At 72.2% G+C, this 20,179-nt stretch carries 17 protein-coding genes; 11 read left to right on the top strand and 6 right to left on the bottom strand.

What is annotated here, in order from left to right:
• Window positions 1-3 precede the first annotated feature (3 nt).
• Both ACIQBL_RS47550 and ACIQBL_RS47545 read right to left on the bottom strand, forming a co-directional pair.
• Complete coding sequence (locus ACIQBL_RS47550) at window positions 4-762, bottom strand: L,D-transpeptidase family protein (RefSeq protein ID WP_401955179.1); 759 nt, start codon at window positions 760-762, stop codon at window positions 4-6.
• Window positions 763-803: 41 nt separating this feature from the next.
• Window positions 804-2,228: a M1 family metallopeptidase gene (locus ACIQBL_RS47545; protein ID WP_401955177.1), complete on the bottom strand. Its 1,425-nt coding sequence runs from the start codon at window positions 2,226-2,228 to the stop codon at window positions 804-806.
• Between the two features lie 256 nt (window positions 2,229-2,484).
• Between ACIQBL_RS47545 and ACIQBL_RS47540 the strand changes: the two genes are divergently transcribed.
• Both ACIQBL_RS47540 and ACIQBL_RS47535 read left to right on the top strand, forming a co-directional pair.
• Window positions 2,485-4,203, top strand: a complete 1,719-nt coding sequence (locus ACIQBL_RS47540) for a LamG-like jellyroll fold domain-containing protein (protein ID WP_401955175.1) — start codon at window positions 2,485-2,487, stop codon at window positions 4,201-4,203.
• A gap of 108 nt (window positions 4,204-4,311) precedes the next feature.
• Window positions 4,312-4,662 carry a DUF488 domain-containing protein gene (locus tag ACIQBL_RS47535; protein ID WP_401955173.1) on the top strand — a complete coding sequence of 117 codons (351 nt, stop codon included), beginning with the start codon at window positions 4,312-4,314 and terminating at the stop codon, window positions 4,660-4,662.
• 25 nt (window positions 4,663-4,687) lie between these two features.
• On the opposite strand, the gene ACIQBL_RS47530 is transcribed toward ACIQBL_RS47535, so the two are convergent.
• Window positions 4,688-6,361 carry an FAD-binding dehydrogenase gene (locus ACIQBL_RS47530; protein ID WP_401955171.1) on the bottom strand — a complete coding sequence of 558 codons (1,674 nt, stop codon included), beginning with the start codon at window positions 6,359-6,361 and terminating at the stop codon, window positions 4,688-4,690.
• A gap of 26 nt (window positions 6,362-6,387) precedes the next feature.
• Entirely contained in the window at window positions 6,388-7,029 is a 642-nt protein-coding gene (locus ACIQBL_RS47525) for a TetR/AcrR family transcriptional regulator (RefSeq protein WP_401955169.1), read from the bottom strand.
• 112 nt (window positions 7,030-7,141) lie between these two features.
• On the opposite strand from ACIQBL_RS47525, the gene ACIQBL_RS47520 reads away from it, so the two are divergent.
• The 3 genes from ACIQBL_RS47520 (at window position 7,142) to ACIQBL_RS47510 (ending at window position 9,911) form a co-directional block, all read left to right on the top strand.
• Window positions 7,142-7,771: an alpha-ketoglutarate-dependent dioxygenase AlkB gene (locus tag ACIQBL_RS47520; RefSeq protein WP_401955167.1), complete on the top strand. Its 630-nt coding sequence runs from the start codon at window positions 7,142-7,144 to the stop codon at window positions 7,769-7,771.
• A gap of 145 nt (window positions 7,772-7,916) precedes the next feature.
• Complete coding sequence (locus tag ACIQBL_RS47515) at window positions 7,917-8,666, top strand: MBL fold metallo-hydrolase (protein ID WP_401955165.1); 750 nt, start codon at window positions 7,917-7,919, stop codon at window positions 8,664-8,666.
• Between the two features lie 9 nt (window positions 8,667-8,675).
• Window positions 8,676-9,911 carry a DUF4032 domain-containing protein gene (locus ACIQBL_RS47510; RefSeq protein WP_401955163.1) on the top strand — a complete coding sequence of 412 codons (1,236 nt, stop codon included), beginning with the start codon at window positions 8,676-8,678 and terminating at the stop codon, window positions 9,909-9,911.
• A 6-nt stretch (window positions 9,912-9,917) separates the two neighbouring features.
• On the opposite strand, the gene ACIQBL_RS47505 is transcribed toward ACIQBL_RS47510, so the two are convergent.
• The gene (locus tag ACIQBL_RS47505; RefSeq protein ID WP_401955161.1) at window positions 9,918-10,955 is read right to left on the bottom strand and encodes a LacI family DNA-binding transcriptional regulator; all 1,038 of its coding nucleotides are present in this window, start codon (window positions 10,953-10,955) and stop codon (window positions 9,918-9,920) included.
• 181 nt (window positions 10,956-11,136) lie between these two features.
• Between ACIQBL_RS47505 and ACIQBL_RS47500 the strand changes: the two genes are divergently transcribed.
• The gene (locus ACIQBL_RS47500; protein WP_401955159.1) at window positions 11,137-11,922 is read left to right on the top strand and encodes a TIM barrel protein; all 786 of its coding nucleotides are present in this window, start codon (window positions 11,137-11,139) and stop codon (window positions 11,920-11,922) included.
• A 331-nt stretch (window positions 11,923-12,253) separates the two neighbouring features.
• Here ACIQBL_RS47500 and ACIQBL_RS47495 read toward each other — a convergent pair whose 3' ends face one another.
• Complete coding sequence (locus ACIQBL_RS47495; protein ID WP_401955157.1) at window positions 12,254-13,126, bottom strand: universal stress protein; 873 nt, start codon at window positions 13,124-13,126, stop codon at window positions 12,254-12,256.
• Window positions 13,127-13,187: 61 nt separating this feature from the next.
• Here ACIQBL_RS47495 and ACIQBL_RS47490 point away from each other — a divergent pair, with 61 nt between their 5' ends.
• The 5 genes from ACIQBL_RS47490 (at window position 13,188) to ACIQBL_RS47470 (ending at window position 20,179) form a co-directional block, all read left to right on the top strand.
• Entirely contained in the window at window positions 13,188-13,541 is a 354-nt protein-coding gene (locus ACIQBL_RS47490) for a VOC family protein (RefSeq protein WP_401955155.1), read from the top strand.
• 120 nt (window positions 13,542-13,661) lie between these two features.
• Entirely contained in the window at window positions 13,662-15,338 is a 1,677-nt protein-coding gene (locus ACIQBL_RS47485; RefSeq protein ID WP_401955153.1) for an FAD-dependent oxidoreductase, read from the top strand.
• Window positions 15,335-16,792, top strand: coding sequence for an ATP-binding protein (locus ACIQBL_RS47480; protein ID WP_401955151.1), 1,458 nt, complete (start codon window positions 15,335-15,337; stop codon window positions 16,790-16,792). Before ACIQBL_RS47485 ends, ACIQBL_RS47480 begins: the two co-directional genes overlap by 4 nt.
• Entirely contained in the window at window positions 16,789-17,139 is a 351-nt protein-coding gene (locus ACIQBL_RS47475; protein WP_401955149.1) for a UBP-type zinc finger domain-containing protein, read from the top strand. The genes ACIQBL_RS47480 and ACIQBL_RS47475 overlap by 4 nt, the downstream gene beginning before the upstream one ends.
• 76 nt (window positions 17,140-17,215) lie before the next feature.
• Complete coding sequence (locus ACIQBL_RS47470) at window positions 17,216-20,179, top strand: AAA family ATPase (RefSeq protein ID WP_401955147.1); 2,964 nt, start codon at window positions 17,216-17,218, stop codon at window positions 20,177-20,179.

Here is a 20,179-nt window from a genome sequence, read left to right as displayed (position 1 = left end):
CGGTCAGCGGGAGAGGGCGGCGGAGTCGCCCATGACGGCGACGGGATGGAGCGCGGGGTCCAGGGTGCGCAGCAGTTCCTTCATGTGGTCCTCGGCGATGCTGACGCAGCCGTGGGTGGGGCCGCCGTGGTCGACGTGGATCCAGATGCCGCCGCCGCGCGAGGAGCCGAGGGGGCGGGTCCAGTCGAGGGGTGAAGTGCCGCGCTGCCGGTTGTAGTTGATGGCGACCACGTAGTCGAAGGAACCGGCGAGCGGTTCGCCCTCGAAGCCGGTGCCGGGCGAGACGAAGCCCGAGGAGTGGCTGTACGGCAGCTTGCTGCCGGGGTTCTTCAGCAGCCCGCCCGCGTCGGTGAGGGCGTAGACGCCGATCGGTGAGCGCAGGTCACCGGCCATGTGGTGGCCTGACCAGCCCCTGAGCGCGTTGTGCGCGGCCCAACTGGCGGTCTGCTGCCAGCCGTTGTCGGTGCGCTCGTACAGGGCGAGGGTGGAGAGGGGGGAGTGCGCGCCCCGGCCGGTCACCAGGACGACCTGACGGGTGTCGGCGGGTATCAGGGCCAGCATCCGGGGCCCCACGCCCGGCAGTTGGCGCGGGGCGGCCTCGGCGGATATCTCCGACGAGGGCGAGGACGGGGACGCGGGCGAAGGGGAGGAGGCGGGAGCGGAGCCGGAGGCGTGGTCCGTCGCCGCCACCGCACCGCCGCCGCATCCCGTCAGAAGAAGGGACACGGCGACGAGCGCGACCGGGGACATACGACTGATCATGAGTCGACGATGACCGACACATGTGAGGAACTCGTCAGCTCTTACGGCTGGGCCGGCTTGCCCTTCGTGTAGAGCCAGGTGTGGAACAGGGCGTCCAGGTGTGTGCCCGATTTCCGCTCCGCCAGGCTGACGAACTGTGCGGTGGTGCCGTGCCCGTAGCGATGTTCGCCCGCCCAGGCGCGCAGGATCGCGAAGAAGGTCTTGTCGCCGACGGCCAGGCGCAGTTCGTGCAGGGCCATGGCGCCGCGCGCGTACACCGGCGTGCCGAAGATGTTGGCACCGCTGCCCGGGTCGCCGGGCGGGAACGCCCACAGGTCGTCGGTCGCCTTGCGGGCGTACAGCGCGTCGAAGGTCTGCTGGGCGGTCTTGCCGCCGTGCTGCTCGCTGTAGAGCCACTCCGCGTAGGTCGCGAAGCCCTCGTTGAGCCAGATGTCCTTCCAGGCGGTCAGCGACACGGAGTCCCCGAACCACTGGTGGGCGTTCTCGTGCACGAGGGTGCTGAGGTCCGGCGCCGAGTCGTAGACCGGCCGCCCCTGCGTCTCCAGGGCGTAGCCGACGTCCGGGGCGTGGTCGACGATCGACCCGGCCGAGCGGAACGGGTACGGGCCGAACAGCTTGCTCTCCCACTCCAGGACGGAGGGCAGTTTCTTCAACACGGGCGCGGCGGCGGTGGCTTCGCGGGGGTCGACGGCGTTGTACACCTTCACGCCGTCGGCGGTGGTGTACTGCTCGACCTTGAACTTCCCGACCGTCGCCGTGGCGAGGTAGGCGGCCATCGGCTCGGGCGCGTGCCAGCGGAACGTGGTCTTGCCGTGCGCGGTCCTCTGCCCGACGAGCACACCGTTGGCGACCGCCGTGCGCCCCTGCGGGACAGTGATCGTGAAGTCGTACGACGACTTGTCCTTGGGGTGGCTGTTCGCCGGGAACCATGTCATCGCGCCCTGCGGCTCACCGGCGACGAAGGCACCGTCGTCGGTGGCGATCCAGCCGTCCGCCGAGCCGTCCGGGTCGGTGACCTGCTTGGGGATGCCGCTGTAGGTGACGGTGACCTGGAACGTCTGCCCCTTGCGCACGGCGCGGCGCGGGGTGACGACGAGTTCCTGTCCGTCTCGGCGGAAGTCCGCCTTGGCACGGTCGACGGTGAGACCGGTGACCTTGAGGCCCTTGAAGTCGAGGTCGAAGCGGCTGAGCTTCTCGGTGGCGCGGGCGGTGAGGACCGCCTTGCCGTCGAGCCGGCGGCTCGCCGGGTCGTAACGGAGCGTCAGATCGTAGTGGGCGACGTGGTAGCCGCCGTTGCCGGAGAGCGGGAAGTACGGGTCGCCCGCGCCGGACGAGCCGATCGTCGTGGCGCCCGCGGGCGCGGCGGCCGCGAGCAGCGCCGCGAGGGCGACGGGGACGGTGCCGACGACGGCGCTGCGGCGGAGGACAGCGGTGCGTCTGGTGGACTGCTGCCGTGGTTGCGTCACATGCGCTCCTACAGAGTGAGGGGGGTGATCATTCGTCTCAGAGACTAGGCCGCCCGCTCCGCCAGGAGCCCTCCTGCGAGGCAAAGAGACGTACAACCGCCGCCTGTCGCGCCGTCCGTACCCGGTGTTCGCGGCGCGGCGCATTGACCGATGTCCGAACTCCCGTATCGCGTACGGGATTTCGACAAACAGGTCGGCCGCTGCCCTTATGCTGTCCCGCGCCCATGTAGTACGGCAGGTGCATCAGGAGGCAGTTGTGGCAGCGCTGGAGTCGGACGACCCGGGATCGGTCGGGGCGTACCAGCTGATCAGCCGCCTCGGTGCGGGCGGGATGGGGCGGGTCTATCTGGGGCGTTCGCCCGGTGGCAGGCTCGTCGCGGTGAAGGTGGTGCACGCCGAGCTGTTGCGGCGGCCGGAGTTCCGGGCGCGGTTCCGGCGGGAGGTGCAGGCCGCCCGGTCCGTGAGCGGGGCGTTCACCGCGCCGGTGATCGACGCCGATCCGGACGCGCCGCTGCCCTGGCTGGTGACCAGTTACATCGCCGGGCCCTCGCTGGAGCAGGCCGTGATCGAGCAGGGGCCCTTCGCGCCGCCCGCCGTGTTCGCGCTGGCCGCCGGCCTGGCCGAGGCGCTCGTGTCGATCCACTCCGTGCGGCTGATCCACCGCGACCTCAAGCCCTCGAACGTGCTGCTCGCCGAGGACGGGCCCAGAGTCATCGACTTCGGGATCGTGCGCAGCGTCGAGGGAGACTCGCTCACCGGCACCGGACTCCTGGCCGGCTCGCCGGGATTCATGTCCCCCGAGCAGGTCGCCGGCGCCGAGATCACACCGGCGAGCGACGTGTTCTGCCTCGGCGCGGTGCTGGCCTTCGCCGCGACCGGCGTGAACCCCTTCGGCGGCGGGCCCACCCCCGCCCTGCTCTACCGGGTCGTGCACGGAGAGCCCGACGTCGATTCCGTCGCCGACCCGGCCCTGCGCGCGCTCGTCAGCGCCTGCCTGGCCAAGGACCCGGCCCATCGCCCCACCCCGCAGCAGATCCTCTCCCATGTCGGACCGCCCGCCACCACTCCGGTACCGACCCGCGTCGGCGCTGCGGGGACGAGCGGCATACGGGAGTACTCGCCCACGCAGTTCACCACGGCGACGGCCTCCTTGCCCCACCCCGCCACCCGCCTCGACACCAGCCCGCCCCCGCCCCACCCGGCGCCCGCGCCCACACCCGCGCCCACGCGCCGGGGCCTTCTCCTCGCCGGTGCCGGAACGGCCGTCGCCGTGCTCGGCGTCGGTACCGGCCTGTGGCTCACCCGCTCCGGGGACGACAAGAAGGGCTCCGCGGCCCACGTGTCGCCGAAGCCGTCCGCCACCGCCGTCCCCCTCCCCCAGCCCGTCGGGTACTGGCCCCTCGACGCGACCTCCGGCCAGGTCGCCCGTGACACCGTCGGCGGCAACGACGGCACCGCGACCGACGTGCGATGGCAGGACGGCGCCGCGGTGTTCGACGGCACGAGCAGTCAGATCGTCACCGCCGGGCCGGTGATCGACACCAGCGAGGGGCGCAGTTTCACGGTGGCGGCCTGGGTGCGGCTGAGCGCGCTCCCCGGCGGTTTCGCCACCGCGATCAGTCAGGACGCCGATCAGCACAGCTGCTTCTACCTCCAGTACTCCGGCGACGACCAGCAGTGGGCCTTCGCCGGCGCCACGCAGCGCGCGGTGGCCCACACCACTCCCGTGGCCGGTGTCTGGACCCACCTCGTGGGCGTGTGCGACGGCCCCGCGCGCCGGCTCCGCATCCACGTCGACGGCGTACAGGAGAGAACCGTGGCCGACACCACCACGGCGGGCGGATCCCTGGTCGTCGGACGGGCCAAGTACAACGGCGACCCCGTCGACTTCTTCCCGGGCGCCATCAGGGACGTACGCGTCTACGACCGGGCCCTGACCCCGGCCCAGATCAAGCAACTGAAACTCGCGCACTGAGCGGCGGCCAGTCGTCTCGCCCCTCGACGCCGGCACGTCGGCTCCCCGCCCGCGCCCGATCCTCCACGTAGGCTCGCGGCACGACCGCGACCCGAGGGAGCCCCGCCCGTGACCGTCCGCGTGCGCCGTATCTACGATCCGCCCGAGCCGGAGGACGGCGTGCGCGTCCTGGTCGACCGGCTGTGGCCGCGCGGCCTGTCCAAGGACGCGGCCCGCGTCGACGAGTGGCCCAAGGCCCTCACCCCGTCGACCGAACTGCGCCGCTGGTACCACGCGGGCGAGGGCTCCTACGACGAGTTCAGCAGCCGCTACGAGGCGGAGCTCGCCGATCCCGAGGCGGCTCAACTCCTGCACACCTTGCGGAACCTGGTCCGGATGGGGCCGGTGACCCTGGTGACGGCGGTCAGGTCGCCGCAGGAGAGTCACGCCTCGGTGCTGGCCCGCCTTCTCGACAGCTGAGGAGACGGGCCGCGGCGCCGCCCGGTCAGGCAGTCTGCTTCGCCGCCGCGCGCCCCGCCGCGCGCCCGGAGAAGAGGCAGCCGCCGAGGAAGGTGCCTTCGAGGGCGTTGTAGCCGTGCACGCCGCCGCCGCCGAAGCCGGCGACCTCGCCCGCCGCGTACAGTCCGCCGATCGGTTGCCCGTCCGCTCCCAGGGCCCGCGAGTCGAGGTCGGTCTGGATGCCGCCGAGGGTCTTGCGGGTCAGGACGTGCAGCTTGACGCCGATCAGCGGGCCCGCGGCCGGGTCGAGGACGCGGTGCGGGGTGGCGACACGGCCGAGGCGGTCGCCGATGTAGCGGCGGGCGTTGCGGATGCCCTGGATCTGGGAGTCCTTGCTGTACGGGTTGGCCATCTGGAGGTCGCGGGCCTCGATCTGGCGCCGCACCACGGCCGCGTCCAGGAGCGGCTTGTCCGTCAACTGGTTCATTTTCTCGACCAGTTGCTCCAGATTGCCGGCGGTCACGAAGTCCGCGCCCTTGTGCAGGAACGCGTCCACCGGGCCGGGGGCGCCCTTGCCGAGCAGCCGGTCGCGCAGCACCGCCTTCTTGTCCTTGGCGGTGATGTCGGGGTTCTGCTCGGAGCCCGACAGCGCGAACTCCTTCTCGATGATCTTCTGGGTGAGGATGAACCAGGAGTGGTCGTGGTCCGCCAAGTCCTCGGTGGTGCGCAGGTACTTGAGGGTGCTGAGGGTGTCGTAGCCCGGCAGGCACGGGTCGGGCAGGCGGCGGCCGAGGGCGTCGAACCACAGGGAGGACGGGCCGGGCAGGATGCGGATGCCGTGTCCTGGCCAGACCGGGTTCCAGTTCTGCAGGCCCTCGGTGTAGTGCCACATGCGGTCGCGGTTGACGAGCCGTACACCCGCCTCGGCGCTGATGTCGAGCATCCGCCCGTCGACGTAGGCCGGTACGCCGGTGACCATCTGCGCGGGCGGGGTGCCGAGACGCTCGGGCCAGTACCGGCGGACGATGTCGTGGTTGGCGCCGATGCCGCCGGTGGTGACGACGACGGCGCGGGCGGTGAGTTCGAACTCGCCGATCGCCTCGCGGCTGGAGGAGACGCCCCGGGCCGAGTCGTCATCGGCGAGGACCGTGCCGCGGACGCCGCGCGCCTCGCCCTCCTCCAGCACCAACTCGTCGACCTGGTGACGGTAGTAGAAGGTGAGCAGTCCGTCGCGGGCGGCCTGCCTGGCGTAGTTCACGAAGGGTTCCACGACTCCGGTGCCGGTGCCCCAGGTGACGTGGAAGCGCGGGACGGAGTTGCCGTGTCCGTGGGCGCGCAGGTCGCCGCGCTCCGCCCAGCCGACCGTGGGGAGCAGCTTGATGCCGTGGCTCTCCAGCCAGGGCCGCTTCTCGCCGGCCGCGAACTCCACGTAGGCGCGCGCCCAGCGCACCGCCCACGAGTCCTCGTCGTCGACGCGGTCGAAGCCTGCGCTGCCCTGCCAGTCGTTCCAGGCCAGGTCGAAGGAGTCCTTGATGCCGAGGCGGCGCTGTTCCGGCGAGTCGACGAGGAACAGCCCGCCGAAGGACCAGAACGCCTGCCCGCCGAGGTTGTTGGCGTTCTCCTGGTCGACGAGGGCGACCCTGCGTCCCCGGCTGGTCAGTTCGTGGGCCGCGACCAGGCCCGCGAGACCCGCTCCGACGACGATGACGTCCGCATCCATGGCGACCGTTGCCCTTCTCGTTGGGTTCAGTGGGGGTTTCGTTCGGGGGTGCCGCTGCCGTCGGTCAGCAGGGCGGTGAGCAGTTGCTTGAGCCAGACACGGGCGTGCTCCACGTCCTTGTCCAGCAGCAGTTGGGTGGTGACCCCGTCGTACGCGGCGACCACGGCGTACGCCGCCGCGTCCACGTCGGGGAGTACGGCGGGCAGTTCGGCGAGGCCGCGGGCCCGGGTGAGCCGGTCGGCGATCGCCCCGCGCAGCCGCGCCCGGTGTCCCAGCAGGGTCTGCGCCACGGCGGGGTCCCGGGCCGCGTGCACCAGGAAGTCGGTCTTCACCAGGAGCCAGTCCAGGTCGAGGAGCAGTACCTCGGTGACCCGGTCCACGGCGGCCGGCACGTCGAGGTCGGGTCCGTCGAGGGCGAGCGCGCCTGCCACCTGCTCGGCGATCAGGTCGGCCCGGTCCTGGTAGAGCGCGAAGAACAGCTCGTCCAGGCTGCCGAAGTTCGAGTAGAAGGCGCCCCTGCTGTAACCGGCGGCCTCGCAGACCTCCTCGATGGAGACCCGGCCGAACCCTTTCGCGGCGAACACGGCGAAGGCGGCGTCGAGCAGGTTGGCGCGGGTGCGGACCCTGCGCCTGGTCACGCGCTTGGGCGTCGTCGCCTCCACCACCATGCCCGGACCTCCACGTCCGTATCGGATACGTGAATGTATCCGATACATCGATGTATCGAAAGAGGGGAGTTCGCATGGGAACAGGTATTCGAATAAGAGGTACGCTGGTCCCATGACCGCGCACCACCTCCAGGGCTCCCTCTTCGACCAGACCGACCAGCTCCGCCTCGGCCCCCTCGACGGGATCCGCCGTACCGCGCTGGGTCCCGGCGCCTGGATCGACGTGCTGCCCGGGTGGCTCGGCGGCGCGGACGCCCTGTTCGAGGAGCTGGCCGCCGAGGTGCCGTGGCGCGCGGAGCGCCGTCAGATGTACGACCAGGTCGTGGCCGTACCGCGGCTGCTCGCCTTCTACGGCGACGGCGACGCGCTGCCGCACCCGGTGCTGGCCGAGGCACGGGACGCGCTGTCGGCCTACTACGCACGGGAGTTGGGCGAGCCCTTCACCACGTCCGGGCTGTGCTACTACCGGGACGGCCGGGACAGCGTGGCCTGGCACGGCGACCGGATCGGGCGGGGTGCGCACGTGGACACGATGGTGGCGATCCTCTCCGTGGGCACGCCCCGTGACCTGCTGCTGCGTCCGCTGCGCGGCGGCGAGTCGGTGCGGCGCCCGCTGGGGCACGGCGACCTGGTCGTGATGGGCGGCTCCTGTCAGCGGACCTGGGAGCACTGCGTGCCCAAGACCACCCGCGCCGCGGGACCGCGCATCAGCGTGCAGTTCCGCCCGCACGGCGTGCGCTGAGGCGGAGAGGCGGCCGCTTTCGGACGCACGCGGGGGCCGCCTCCGGCGGACGGTGCCGGAGGCGGCTTCCCCCCGCGCGATCCCGCACGACACACGTCTGATTGGCTGGCCTTCTTCGCACATCACCACGCGACAAAGGACGGTCATGCGGGCAGACGTACGCCAAGTCGCCGACGGCGCCTATCTGGTGCACGGCAGCAACACCAACTGGGTGATCCTCACGGACGGTGACGCGGCCACGCTGGTGGACACCGGGTACCCCGGGGACCGTCAGCTCGTGCTCGACTCCCTTGAGCAGGTGGGCAGTTCACCGGAGAAGGTCACGGCGGTGCTGATCACCCACGCCCACAACGACCATCTCGGCTCCGCCGAGTACCTGCGCGACACCTACAAAACGCCGGTCCTGCTCCACGAGGCCGAAGTACCGCACGCCCGCAGGGAGTTCCTCCAGCAGGTGAGTGTGGCGACGGTCCTGAAGAACGGCTGGCGTCCGGGAGTGCTGCCGTGGGTGGTGCACGCGCTGCGCTCGGGAGGCATCGAACAGCATCCCGTCGCCGCCCCCGAGGCGTTCCCGGGTGCGGACGGCCCGCTCGACCTGCCCGGAAGGCCCGTCCCCGTGCACACCCCCGGCCACACGAGCGGGCACTGTGTCTTCCATCTCCCGGACAGCGGGATCGTGATCTCCGGTGACGCCCTGGTGAGCGGACATCCGACCTCCCGGATCAAGGGACCGCAGCTGCTGCCCGACATGTTCCACCACGAGCGCGACCGTGCCGTGACCTCGCTGGACGTCATCGAAGCACTGGACGCCGACACCCTGCTGCCCGGCCACGGCCCCCTCCACAACGGTCCGGTCCGTGAGGCGGCGCAGCGCGCTCGCGAACACGCCCTTTAGGGTCACCTCATGGCACTGCAGATCAACGCGACCAACCCGGAGCATCCGGTCCTCCTGCTGGAACTGCCGTGGGACGTTCCCCTGGAGGAGTGGCCCGAGGAGTACCTGGTGCCGCTGCCGCGCGGCATCTCCCGTCACGTCGTGCGCTACGCCCGCGCCGGCAGCGAGGTGATAGCCGTCAAGGAGCTGGCGGAGCGGCCCGCGCTGCGCGAGTACGACCTGCTGCGCGACCTGGACCGGCTCGGCATCCCGGCGGTGGACCCGCTCGCCGTGGTCACCGGGCGCGCGGACGCCGACGGCGAGCCCCTGGAGCCGGTACTGATCACCCGGCACCTGGGCGGCTCGATGCCGTACCGCTCGATGTTCGAGACGACACTGCGGCCTGCGACCATGCACCGGCTGATGGACGCCCTGGCCGTCCTGCTGGTGCGGCTGCATCTGGCCGGGTTCGCGTGGGGCGACTGCTCGCTGTCCAACACGCTGTTCCGCCGGGACGCGGGCGCCTACGCCGCTTACCTGGTGGACGCGGAGACCGGCGACCTGCACCCCCGGTTGAGCGACGGGCAGCGCGAGTACGACCTCGACCTCGCCCGCGTGAACATCAGCGGGGAACTGCTCGACCTGGAGGCGTCCGGGGCGCTGCACCCCTCCGTCGACCCGATCGAGTTCGGCACGGAGATCTGCGCCCGCTATCAGGGGCTGTGGGAGGAGCTGACCCGCGTCTCGGTGTACCCGGCGGGCAAGCACCATTTCATCGAACGCCGGATCCGGCGCCTGAACGAGCTGGGCTTCGACGTCGCCGAGATGCAGATCGAGCACTCGTCGAACGGCGACACGGTCACCTTCGTGCCCAAGGTCGTCGACGCGGGCCACCACCAGCGTCAACTGCTGCGCCTGACCGGCCTGGACGCCGAGGAGAACCAGGCGCGGCGGCTCCTGAACGACCTGGAGGCATGGATGGCCACCCAGGACGACTACGCCCCGGGTGACCCGCTCGCCGCCCGGCCCGAGGTGCTCGCGCACCGGTGGGTGCGGGACGTGTTCCGGCCGACCGTGCGGGCCGTACCGCTGGAACTGCGCGGCTCGATGGACCCGGCCGAGATCTACCACGAGCTGCTCGAACACCGCTGGTACATGTCCGAGCACGCCCAGCACGACATCGGCCTGGACACGGCGGTCGAGGACTACCTCAAGAACATCCTGCCGAAGGTGCGCGAGACCCTGGAGCCGACCTCGCCGGAGTGACCCGGCTCAGCGCGTGCCGGGCGGGGCGGCGGTGCCGCGGACGACGAGGTGGGGCGGGACGACCTGTTCGCCGTCCGGTACCGCCTCCCCGTCGAGGCGGGCGATGGCGCGGCCGACGGCGAGTTCCGCGAGGCGCGGGATGTCCTGGGCGACGGTGGTGAGGTCGATGTGGGCGAGCCGGGACAGGCTGGTGTCGTCGAAGCCGACCACGGAGATCTCGCCGGGGACGGTGACACCGGCCCGCAGGAAGGTGTCGAGTACGCCCGTGGCGCAACGGTCGTTGAAGGCGAGGACCGCGCTGGGCCGGGAGGTCCGGGCTTCGGCGAGCAGGGTGCGGGCGGCTCGGGCGCCGTCGTCCTCGGTGAGCCCGCCGGGCAGGACGCGGACGTGGTCGTCGAGGCCGTGGCGGCGCATCGTGGTGCGGTAGCCGCGGCGGCGGTCGGCGGCGCCGGGTGCCCGGCCGCCGTCGATGTGGGCGATGACGTGGTGGCCGAGGGCGACGAGGTGGTCCACGGCCTGGCGGGCGCCCTCGTCGTCGGCGGTGCGGACGACGTCCACGGCCGGCGGGGCGGGCCGCAGCCGCCGGGCCACCGAGACGACCGGTACCTGGGTCGCGAGGTGCGCGAGGCGGGCGGCCGGGACCTCGGGGCCCAGCAGGACAAGGGCCTCGCACCGGTCGGCGAGCAGCGCCTCCACGGCCTGCCGCTCCCCGCGCGTGGGCGCGACCGCGCTGAGGGCGACCTGGTAGCCGGCGGGTTCGGCGGCGGCGTAGATGCCCTCGACCAGGTCGGTGTGGAAGGGATGGCGCAGCCCGAACTGCACGCCGAGCAGACGTGAGCGGTTGCTGCGCAGCACCCTGGCCCGGGTGTCGGGCCGGTAACCGATCTCCTCGGCGGTCTTGAGCACCCGCTCACGGGTGGCGGCGCTCGCGCCGTAGGCCCCGCGCATCACGACGGAGACCAGCGCGACGGACACGCCCGCCCGGGCCGCGACATGGGCCAGGGTGGGCCGCTTGCCGTCGGGGACCTCGGGGGTGGGCGGCACGGATGTCCTTCCGGTCGAGGTGCGTTCCTGCCGGGATCGTAGCGGCTGCGAAAAGCGTGCGACGTCGCTGCTCCGAAGGTACTGCAACGTTCTGGAAGCGCCTCTCGCGAAGGCTTGACACGGGCACCGGGCGATGGCGTACTACTGCCATCTAGAACGTTCTAGAAGAGGGCGAGCAGTCATGTACACGTTGGCGGTCTGTGCCGAGATGGTCTTCCGGGACCTCCCGATCCACGAGCGGGCACGGCGCATCCACGAGGCCGGTTTCCAGGTCGAGATCTGGGACTGGACCCGGCACGACCTGGACGCGCTCACGCGGACCCCGGCCGAGTTCTCGTCGATGACGGGCTACATCCGGGGCAGCCTCACCGACGAGGCGGGCGCCGCCGAACTCCTGCGCACCGCCGAGGAGTCGGTCAAGGCCGCCGACCAACTGGGCTGCCCCCGGCTCAACTTGCACGGCACCGGGCTGGACTCCGAGGGCCTGCCGGTGGTTCCGGTGACCGGCGAGCCCACGGGCCCGATGTGGATCGCCGCCCACCGCACCCTGACCCGCCTCGCCGAACTGGGCGAGAGCCACGGGGTCACCTTCACGCTGGAGAACCTCAACTCCGCGGTCGACCACCCCGGCGTACCGTTCGCGACGGCCGCCGACACCCTGGCCCTGGTCAAGGCGGTGGACCGGCCGGGCCTGCGGATGAACCTGGACCTCTACCACGCGCAGATCGGCGAGGGAAACCTCATCGAACTCGTCCGCAGGGCCCACGAGTTGGACCTGATCGGCGAGATCCAGGTGGCCGACGTACCCGGCCGCCAGGAGCCCGGCACCGGCGAGATCCACTACCCGGCGATCGCCCGCGCCCTCGCCGACCTCGGCTACGACGGCACGGTCGCGATGGAGGCATGGGCCTCGGACGGCGACAGCGAACGCGCCCTGGACCGCTTCCGCACCGCGTTCACGGTCTGACCCGCCCCGGATCCGCACGGCTCCAGCCGGATGGAAACGGCTCTGATGAGAACCCCCATGACCACCCAACTGCCCCTCGCCGTCGGCCTGGTGGGCGCGGGCCGCACGGGTTCCTTCCCTGCCGAGGCCCTCGCCCGCCGTCTGCCCGGCGTCCGCCGCTCCGCCGTCGCCGGCCCGACCCCGGACGCCGCACGGCGCCTGGCCGACGGGCGCGACTGCCCCACCGCGTACACCCCGTCGAGGGCACCTGCCCCGCGCCGAGGACCGTCCGCTCGGTGGGGAAGGGTGTCCCGCTGCCCGCCGACGACATCCGGACCGAGTCCGCCCGAGGTCAGACAGCCGGCACGACGGCAACCGGGCACTCCGCGTGGTGCAACACCCCGTGCGCGACCGAGCCGATCCGCGCGCCCACGGCCGTACGGTGGGCGCGCCGCCCGACGACCATCAACTGGGCGCGCCCCACGGCGGACAGCAGCACCTGCCCCGCGCTGCCCATCTCCACGTGTTCGACCACCGGGACATCGGGGAAGCGCTCCCGCCACGGCTCCAGCGCCTCGGCGAGGGCCTTCTTCTCGTACGGCTCCAGGCCGCCGGCGTCGTCGAGAAGCTTCAGGGAGCCGGGGCTGTAGGCGAACACCGGCGGCAGGGTCCACGCCCGGACGGCCCGGACGGTCGCGCCGCGCGCCGCCGCCGTCTCGAAGGCGAAACCCAGTGCGGCGGCGCTGTCCTCGGGGTCGCCCTGCTGACCCACGACGATCTCGCGCCCGGCGGCCTCCCCGGAGGCCTCGTCCCCGGCGCGCACGAGCACGACGGGTCGTACGGAATCGGCGATGACCTGCTGTCCGACGGAACCGAGCAGGAAGCCGACGACGGGTCCGTGTCCGCGGGAGCCGAGGACCAGCAGTTCGGCGTCGGCAGCGGCGGCGGTGAGCGCGTCGACGGGGTCGCCCTCCAGGACGTCGGTGGTGACGGCCAGACCCGGGTGGCGTTCGCTGAGCGTCCGGGCGGCCTCGGCCGCCGCGTCCCGCACCCAGCGGTCCTGGGTTTCCCGGTCCCCGGTGTCGAGGGCCTGATGCGGCTCGTACCGCCAGACGTGCACCACGCGCAGCGCCAGCCCCCGCCGTACGGCCTCCCGGCCCGCCCAGGCGAGTGCGGCGAGACTCTCCGCCGATCCGTCGACCCCTGCCGTGATCGGGCGTGTCATCCCGTAGCCTCCCTGTGTTGCGCTCACCAGTGTCGGCCCCAGTCTTCACTACCCTGCCCGCATGACCTTGGAGTGGGAGCAGGTGGTCGTGGACGCGGCCGATCCCGTCGCGCTGGGACGCTGGTGGGCCGAGGCGCTCGGGTGGGTGGTGGTGGGCGAGGCGCCGGACGAGTTCGAGATCCGGCCGGAGCCGGACCGCCTGCCCGGGCTGCTGTTCGCGCCCGTGCCCGAGGGCAAGACGGTCAAGAACCGGCTGCACCTGGACTTCCGGCCCGACGACCAGGAGGCCGAGGTGATCCGGCTGCTGGCGCTGGGGGCACGGACCGGGGACGTCGGGCAGGGCGAGCAGTCGTGGGTGGTGCTGCTGGATCCGGAGGGGAACGAGTTCTGCGTGTTGCGCTCCCGGCGCCCCTGAGGCCCGTCGTCTCGGGTGTACCGGAGCGCGGCGCGGCGATCGAACATACGATGGTCGGAGCCGGCGCGGTGGCAACGGCGCCGCCGTGCCGTGAATCCGACCACTCGGGGTGGGAGACGTATGGCACAGGCCGCCGAAGCCGCGCGGACCGTCATCATGACCGTGGACGACGATCCGGGAGTTTCCCGTGCCGTCGCCCGTGACCTGCGGCGGCGCTACGGCGAGTCGTACCGGATCGTGCGCGCGGAGTCCGGTGAGTCCGCGCTCGACGCGCTGCGCGAGCTGAAGCTGCGCGGGGATCTCGTCGCCGTGATCCTGGCCGACTACCGCATGCCGCAGATGAACGGCATCGAGTTCCTGGAGCAGGCCCTCGATGTCTATCCCGGCGCGCGCCGGGTGCTGCTGACCGCTTACGCGGACACCGACGCGGCGATCGACGCGATCAACGTCGTGGACCTCGACCACTATCTCCTCAAGCCCTGGGACCCGCCCGAGGAGAAGCTCTACCCGGTCCTGGACGACCTCCTGGAGGCGTGGCGGAACAGCGACTACCGGCCCGTGCCCGCCACGAAGGTGGTCGGACACCGGTGGTCGGCGCGCTCCTCGGACGTGCGCGAGTTCCTGGCCCGCAACCAGGTGCCGTACCGCTGGTACTCGGCCGACACCCCGGAGGGGCTGCGACTGCTGTCCGCCGCCGGGCAGGACGGGCAGCGGCTGCCGCTCGTCATCACCGCCGACGGCTCGGTGCTGGTCGAGCCGGAGGCGCCCGAGCTGGCCGCGCAGGTGGGGCTCGCGACCACGCCCACGGCCGACTTCTACGACCTCGTCGTCATCGGCGGCGGACCGGCAGGGCTGGGCGCCGCCGTGTACGGGGCCTCCGAAGGGCTGCGGACCGTTCTCGTGGAGCGGTCGGCCACCGGTGGACAGGCCGGGCAGAGTTCGCGGATCGAGAACTACCTCGGCTTCCCGGACGGCGTGTCCGGGGCCCAACTCACCGATCGGGCACGGCGGCAGGCCGCCAAGTTCGGCGCCGAGATCCTCACCGCGCGCGAGGTGACCGGGCTGGAGGCCAACGGGTCGGCGCGGGTCGTGCGGTTCGCGGACGGTTCCGCGGTCGCCGCGCACGCCGTGATCCTGGCGACCGGGGTGTCCTACCGGCAGTTGGAGGCGCCCGGCACGCCCGATCTGACGGGCTGCGGGGTCTACTACGGCTCGGCGCTGACCGAGGCCGCCTCCTGCCAGGGCCACGACGTGTACATCGTCGGCGGCGCCAACTCGGCGGGCCAGGCGGCGATGTACCTGGCCCGGGGCGCCAAGTCGGTGACCCTGCTGGTGCGCGGGCCCTCGCTGGCCGCGTCGATGTCGTACTACCTAATCCAGCAGATCAACGAGGCGGAGAACATCTCGGTCCGCACCGGCACCGTCGTCGAGGCCGCGCACGGCTCCGACCATCTGGAGCAGCTCACCCTGCGCGACACCGAGAGCGGGAAGACCGAACTCGTCGACGCGCAGTGGATGTTCGTGTTCATCGGCGCGGCCCCGCTGACCGACTGGCTGGACGGCGCGGTGCTGCGCGACGAACGCGGGTTCATCCTGGCCGGGCCCGACCTCAGCGCGGACGGGAAGCCGCCCGCGAGCTGGGAGTTGGACCGGGCGCCGTACCACCTGGAGACCAACATTCCCGGCGTGTTCGTGGCGGGCGACGCGCGCGCCGAGTCCGCGAAACGCGTCGCGTCCGCCGTCGGAGAGGGAGCCATGGCCGTGATGCTCGTCCACCGCTACCTGGAGCAGTCATGAGCGGGAAAGTGCTGCCGTGCAGCGCGCAGGAGATCGGCACGCTGTTCCTGTTCGAGAAGCTGACGCCGGAGCAGCTGGGCAGGCTGTGCTGCGACGGGCGGGTGGAGCTGTTCGAGGCCGGGCCCGTCTACACCGAGGGCGACCCCGCCACCTGCTTCTACGTCATGATCGAGGGCACCGTCGTACTGTCGCGCCGGGTCGGCGGCGACGACGTGGAGGTCGCGCGGACCTCCCAACGAGGCGTGTACACGGGCGCGATGCAGGCCTACATCGGGGACCGGGTGCAGCAGGTGTACCTCAACTCGATGCGGGTGACGGAGCCGACGCGGTTCTTCGTGCTGCCCGCCGAGACGTTCGCGGCCATCATGAGCGAGTGGTTCCCGATGGCGGTCCATCTGCTGGAGGGGCTCTTCTTCGGCCAGAAGAGCAGCCAGTTGGCGATCAGCCAGCGTGAACGGCTGCTGGCGCTGGGCTCGTTGTCCGCCGGGCTCACGCACGAACTCAACAACCCCGCCGCCGCTGCCGTCCGGGCCACCTCGACGCTGCGGGAGCGGGTGGCGAAGATGCGGCACAAACTCCGTGTCATCTCCTCCGGCCCGTACTCGCGCGAAGACCTCGCCAACCTCATCGACATCCAGGAGCGCACGGCCGAACGGGTCGCCAAGGCACAGACGTTGAGCCCGCTGGAGGCCTCGGACCGCGAGGACCAGCTCACGGACTGGCTCGACGACCACGGTGTCATGGAGTCCTGGCAGATCGCGCCGACGTTCGTGCAGGCCGGTCTCGACGTCGAGTGGCTCGACCAGGTCGCGGCGGCCGTGGACGAGGAGATCCTGCCGGGCGCGATCGGCTGGCTCAACTACACGGTGGAGACAGAGCTGTTGATGACGGAGATCGAGGACTCCACGGCCCGTATCTCCAACCTCGTCGGCGCCGCCAAGCAGTACTCGCAGCTGGACCGCGCGCCCTACCAGGTCGCCGATGTGCACGAACTCCTCGACAGCACCCTGCTGATGCTCGGCGGCAAGGTCGGCGACCGCATCAAGGTCGTCAAGGAGTACGACCGGACACTCCCGAAGATCCCGGCCTACCCTGCCGAGCTCAACCAGGTGTGGACGAACCTCATCGACAACGCGGTCTCCGCCATGAACGAGGCAGGCGGGGAAGGCACGTTGACCGTGCGGACGGCGCTGGTGCGCGACCAGCTGATGGTGGAGTTCCGCGACACGGGGCCCGGTGTGCCGCAGGAGATCCGCAGCCGTATCTTCGACCCGTTCTTCACCACCAAGCCGGTCGGCGAGGGCACGGGACTCGGTCTGGACATCTCCTGGCGGATCGTCGTGAACAAGCACCACGGCACGCTCCAGGTGGAGTCGGTACCGGGCGACACCCGCTTCCAGGTCCTGCTCCCCCTCACCGCCACGGACAACGAGACGCCCGAGGAGTCCGCATGAACGACGTCACCGGAATCGACCCCAGCGTCCCGCCGAGCGGCGCGGGCTGCGTGGAGTGCGACGCGGCCGAGGGCTGGTGGTTCCACCTCCGGCGGTGCGCGCAGTGCGGTCACGTCGGCTGTTGCGACGACTCGCCTTCCAAGCACGCCACGGCGCACTACCAGTCTACGGGGCACCCGTTCATCCAGAGCTACGAGCCGCGCGAGGACTGGTTCTGGAACTTCACCACCTCCGAGCTGTACGACTCCGGTCCCGAACTCACCGGCCCGGTGAGCCACCCGGCGGACCAGCCGGTGCCGGGTCCGGCGGGACGCGTGCCGGCGAACTGGGCCGAGACCCTGCGCTGAACCCGCTCGCCGGGCGGGGGCCGTCTCCCGCCCGGTGGCCAGGTGCGTTGTCGGTGGCGCGTGCCAGGATGGGGACGTGTCGCCATCCGTAGCAGCAGCGCCGCTCATCGGCCGGGACGAGGAACTCGCCCGCCTCGCCGGTGTGCTGGAGCGTGCCCGCGCGGGTACGGCCGGTGCCGTGCTGATCGCCGGGGACGCGGGCGTCGGCAAGACCCGGGTCCTCGACGAGGTGGCGGCGCGGGCGGCGGACGCCGGCATGACGGTCCTGACCGGGCACTGTGTCGACCTCGGTGACGTCGGTCTGCCGTATCTGCCGTTCACCGAGGTCCTCGGTGTCCTCGCCGACGACGAGCGGTTCGCCGCCGCCCTGGCCGCGCATCCGGCGGTCGACCGCCTCCTCGGTGCCGGTACGGACGCGGCACGGGACGCGGGCGGCCGGCTGCGCCTCTTCGAGGGCATCGCCGGACTCCTGGCCGACCTCTCCGACATCGCTCCCCTGCTCCTGGTCCTGGAGGACCTCCACTGGGCCGACCAGTCCTCCCGCGATCTGCTCCGCTTCCTGCTCAGCCGGGGCATCCTGCAACGCCCGGCGGGCGGCGCCCCCACCCACCGCCTCGCGGTGTTCGCGTCCTACCGCGCGGACGACCTCCACCGCCGCCATCCCCTCCGGCCGCTCCTCGCCGAGCTGGTGCGACTGCCCGCCGTGGAGCGCCTGGAGCTGCGGCCCATGGCGGACGCGGAGGTCGCCCGGCTGGTGCGCGCGTTGCGCACGGGTCCGGTGCCGGACGGCACGGTCCGCCGGATCGTCGAGCGCGCCGAGGGAAACGCCTTCTACGCCGAGGAGTTGCTCGCGGCGACCGACGCGGAGGCGGGCGGGGTGCCGAGCGGTCTGGCCGACGTCCTGCTGATCCGGTTCGAGCAACTCTCCGACACCGCCCAACAGGTGCTGCGCACCGCGGCCGTCGCCGGGCGCCGGGTCGAGTACGACCTGCTGCGGGACGCGGTCCAACTCCCCGAGGACGAGCTGGAGTCGGCGCTGCGGGAAGCGGTCGAGCGGCAGCTCCTGGTCCCCGGGCAGGGTGACACGTACTCCTTCCGGCACGCCCTCGCCCGCGAGGCGGTCTACGCCGATCTGCTCCCCGGCGAGCGCTCGCGGCTGCACGGCGGGTTCGCCCGTCTCCTCGCCGGGCGCGGCCATCCGGCCGAGAGCGCGGCGGAGCGCGCCCACCACTACCGCGAGAGCCACGACCTGGCCGAGGCACTGGCCGCCTCCCTGGAGGCCGCCGACCACGCCCAGCGCGTCGGCGCGCCCGCCGAGGAGCTACGGCATCTCGAAACCGCCCTCGACCTGTGGACCTCGGTCGACCCGGCCGCCCGGCCCGCCGGCGAGGGTACCGACAGCGTGACCCTCACCCTGCGCGCCTCTGCGGCGGCGGCGCACGCCGGGGACGCGCACCGCGCGGTCTCCCTCACCCGGTCGGCGCTCGCGGGGATCGGCCAGGACGCGGACTCCGAGCTGGCCGCCCGGGTCCGCTACACCCTGGCCGGCAATCTCATCGGCGTCGACAGTCTCACGGCCGCGTTCGCCTACAGCAGCGAGGCCCTGGCGATGATCCCCGCCGAACCACCGTCGCGGACCTGGGTGTGGGCGGCGGCCACGCATGTGTTGGCGGCGCGTCAGGTCGGCGAGGACGAGATCGCGCTGCGGGTCGCCCGCCAGGCCCTGCGCGTCGCCGAGGAACTCCAACTGGCCGACGCCCGGGCCGATCTGCTGATCTCGCTGGCCGGTCTCGAAGGGGGCGGCCGGCGCACCCGGGAGGGCCGCGAACGGCTCGCGGAGGCACGTGAGTTGGCCCGGCGGGCGGGACACGCGCCCGTGGAGATGCGCGCCCTGTTCAACCTCGCCATCGGCAGTTTCGAGTCCGGGGACCTGGAGGAGTCACTGCCCTCGCTCACCGAGGGACTGGACCGGGCCCGTCGCGCCGGGCTGCTGTCGTCGCCGTATCCGCTGGAGATGCGGTATCTCCAGCTCCTCGTGCTGTACACGCTGGGCCGCTGGGACGAGTGTGTGAAGGCCGCCGCGAGCGACGCGGAGGTGCTGCCGCACGCGGGCGGCTTCACCATGGGACCCGCGCTGTATGTGGCGCTGGCGCGCGGCGACTTGAAGGCCGCGGAGCGGGCCCGTGCGCTGCTGGAGGGGCCGTTCGACTGGATGGCCGCGCTGGTGTCGGGCATCGTGCTGACCGATGCCGCTGCCTTTGAGGGCGATCCGGAGGCGGCCGTGGAGCGGATGCGGGCCGCGGTCACGGCGCTCACCGACGACTCCGGGCGGCGTCCCGACGTCACGGTCCGGCTCGCCGCGCTCGCCCTGTCCGCGGTCGCCGACCGTGCCGTCGCCCTGCGGCCGGCCGATGACGAGGCGGGGGTGCGGCGCTGGACGGACACCGCGACGGAACTCGTCGACCTGGCACGGGCCGTCGCGAAGGAGGGCCGCGGCGGCCGTCCGCAGGGGCCGGAGGGCCTGGCGTGGCTGGCCCGCGCCGAGGCGGAGTGGGCGCGGGCGGTCACGGGACCGGACGCGGTGGCCTGGGAGAGGACGGTGGCCGCCTTCGACTACGGCGACGCCTATGAGCGGGCCCGCTGCCAATTCCGTTTCGCCGAAGCCCTGTTGGCGGCCGACCGCCGGGAGGAGGCGACCGCCCAGGCCCGTGCGGCACGGGAGACGGCCGCGCGGCTCGGTGCCGCGCCCCTGCTCGCACAGCTGGACACACTCGTCCGCCGTGGCCGCCTGGGCGACCCCGCGCCGGATTCCGGGGACCGCCCCTCGCCGCTGACGGCCCGCGAGCAGGACGTGCTGCGGCTGCTCGCCCTCGGCCGCAGCAACCGCCAGATCGGCGAGGAGCTGTTCATCACCGGCAAGACGGCGAGCGTCCACGTCTCCAACATCCTCGCGAAGCTGGGCGCCGCGAGCCGTACGGAGGCGGTGGCGATCGCCTACCGCCAGGGGCTCATCACCCCGGAGGCCACGGCGTCCGGCTGA

This window comes from Streptomyces sp. NPDC088350 (genome assembly GCF_044753545.1).
In the GTDB taxonomy this organism is placed as follows: Bacteria; Actinomycetota; Actinomycetes; order Streptomycetales; family Streptomycetaceae; genus Streptomyces.
Note: the sequence above shows the minus strand (reverse complement) of the source record. Positions and strands in the feature narration are given on the sequence as shown.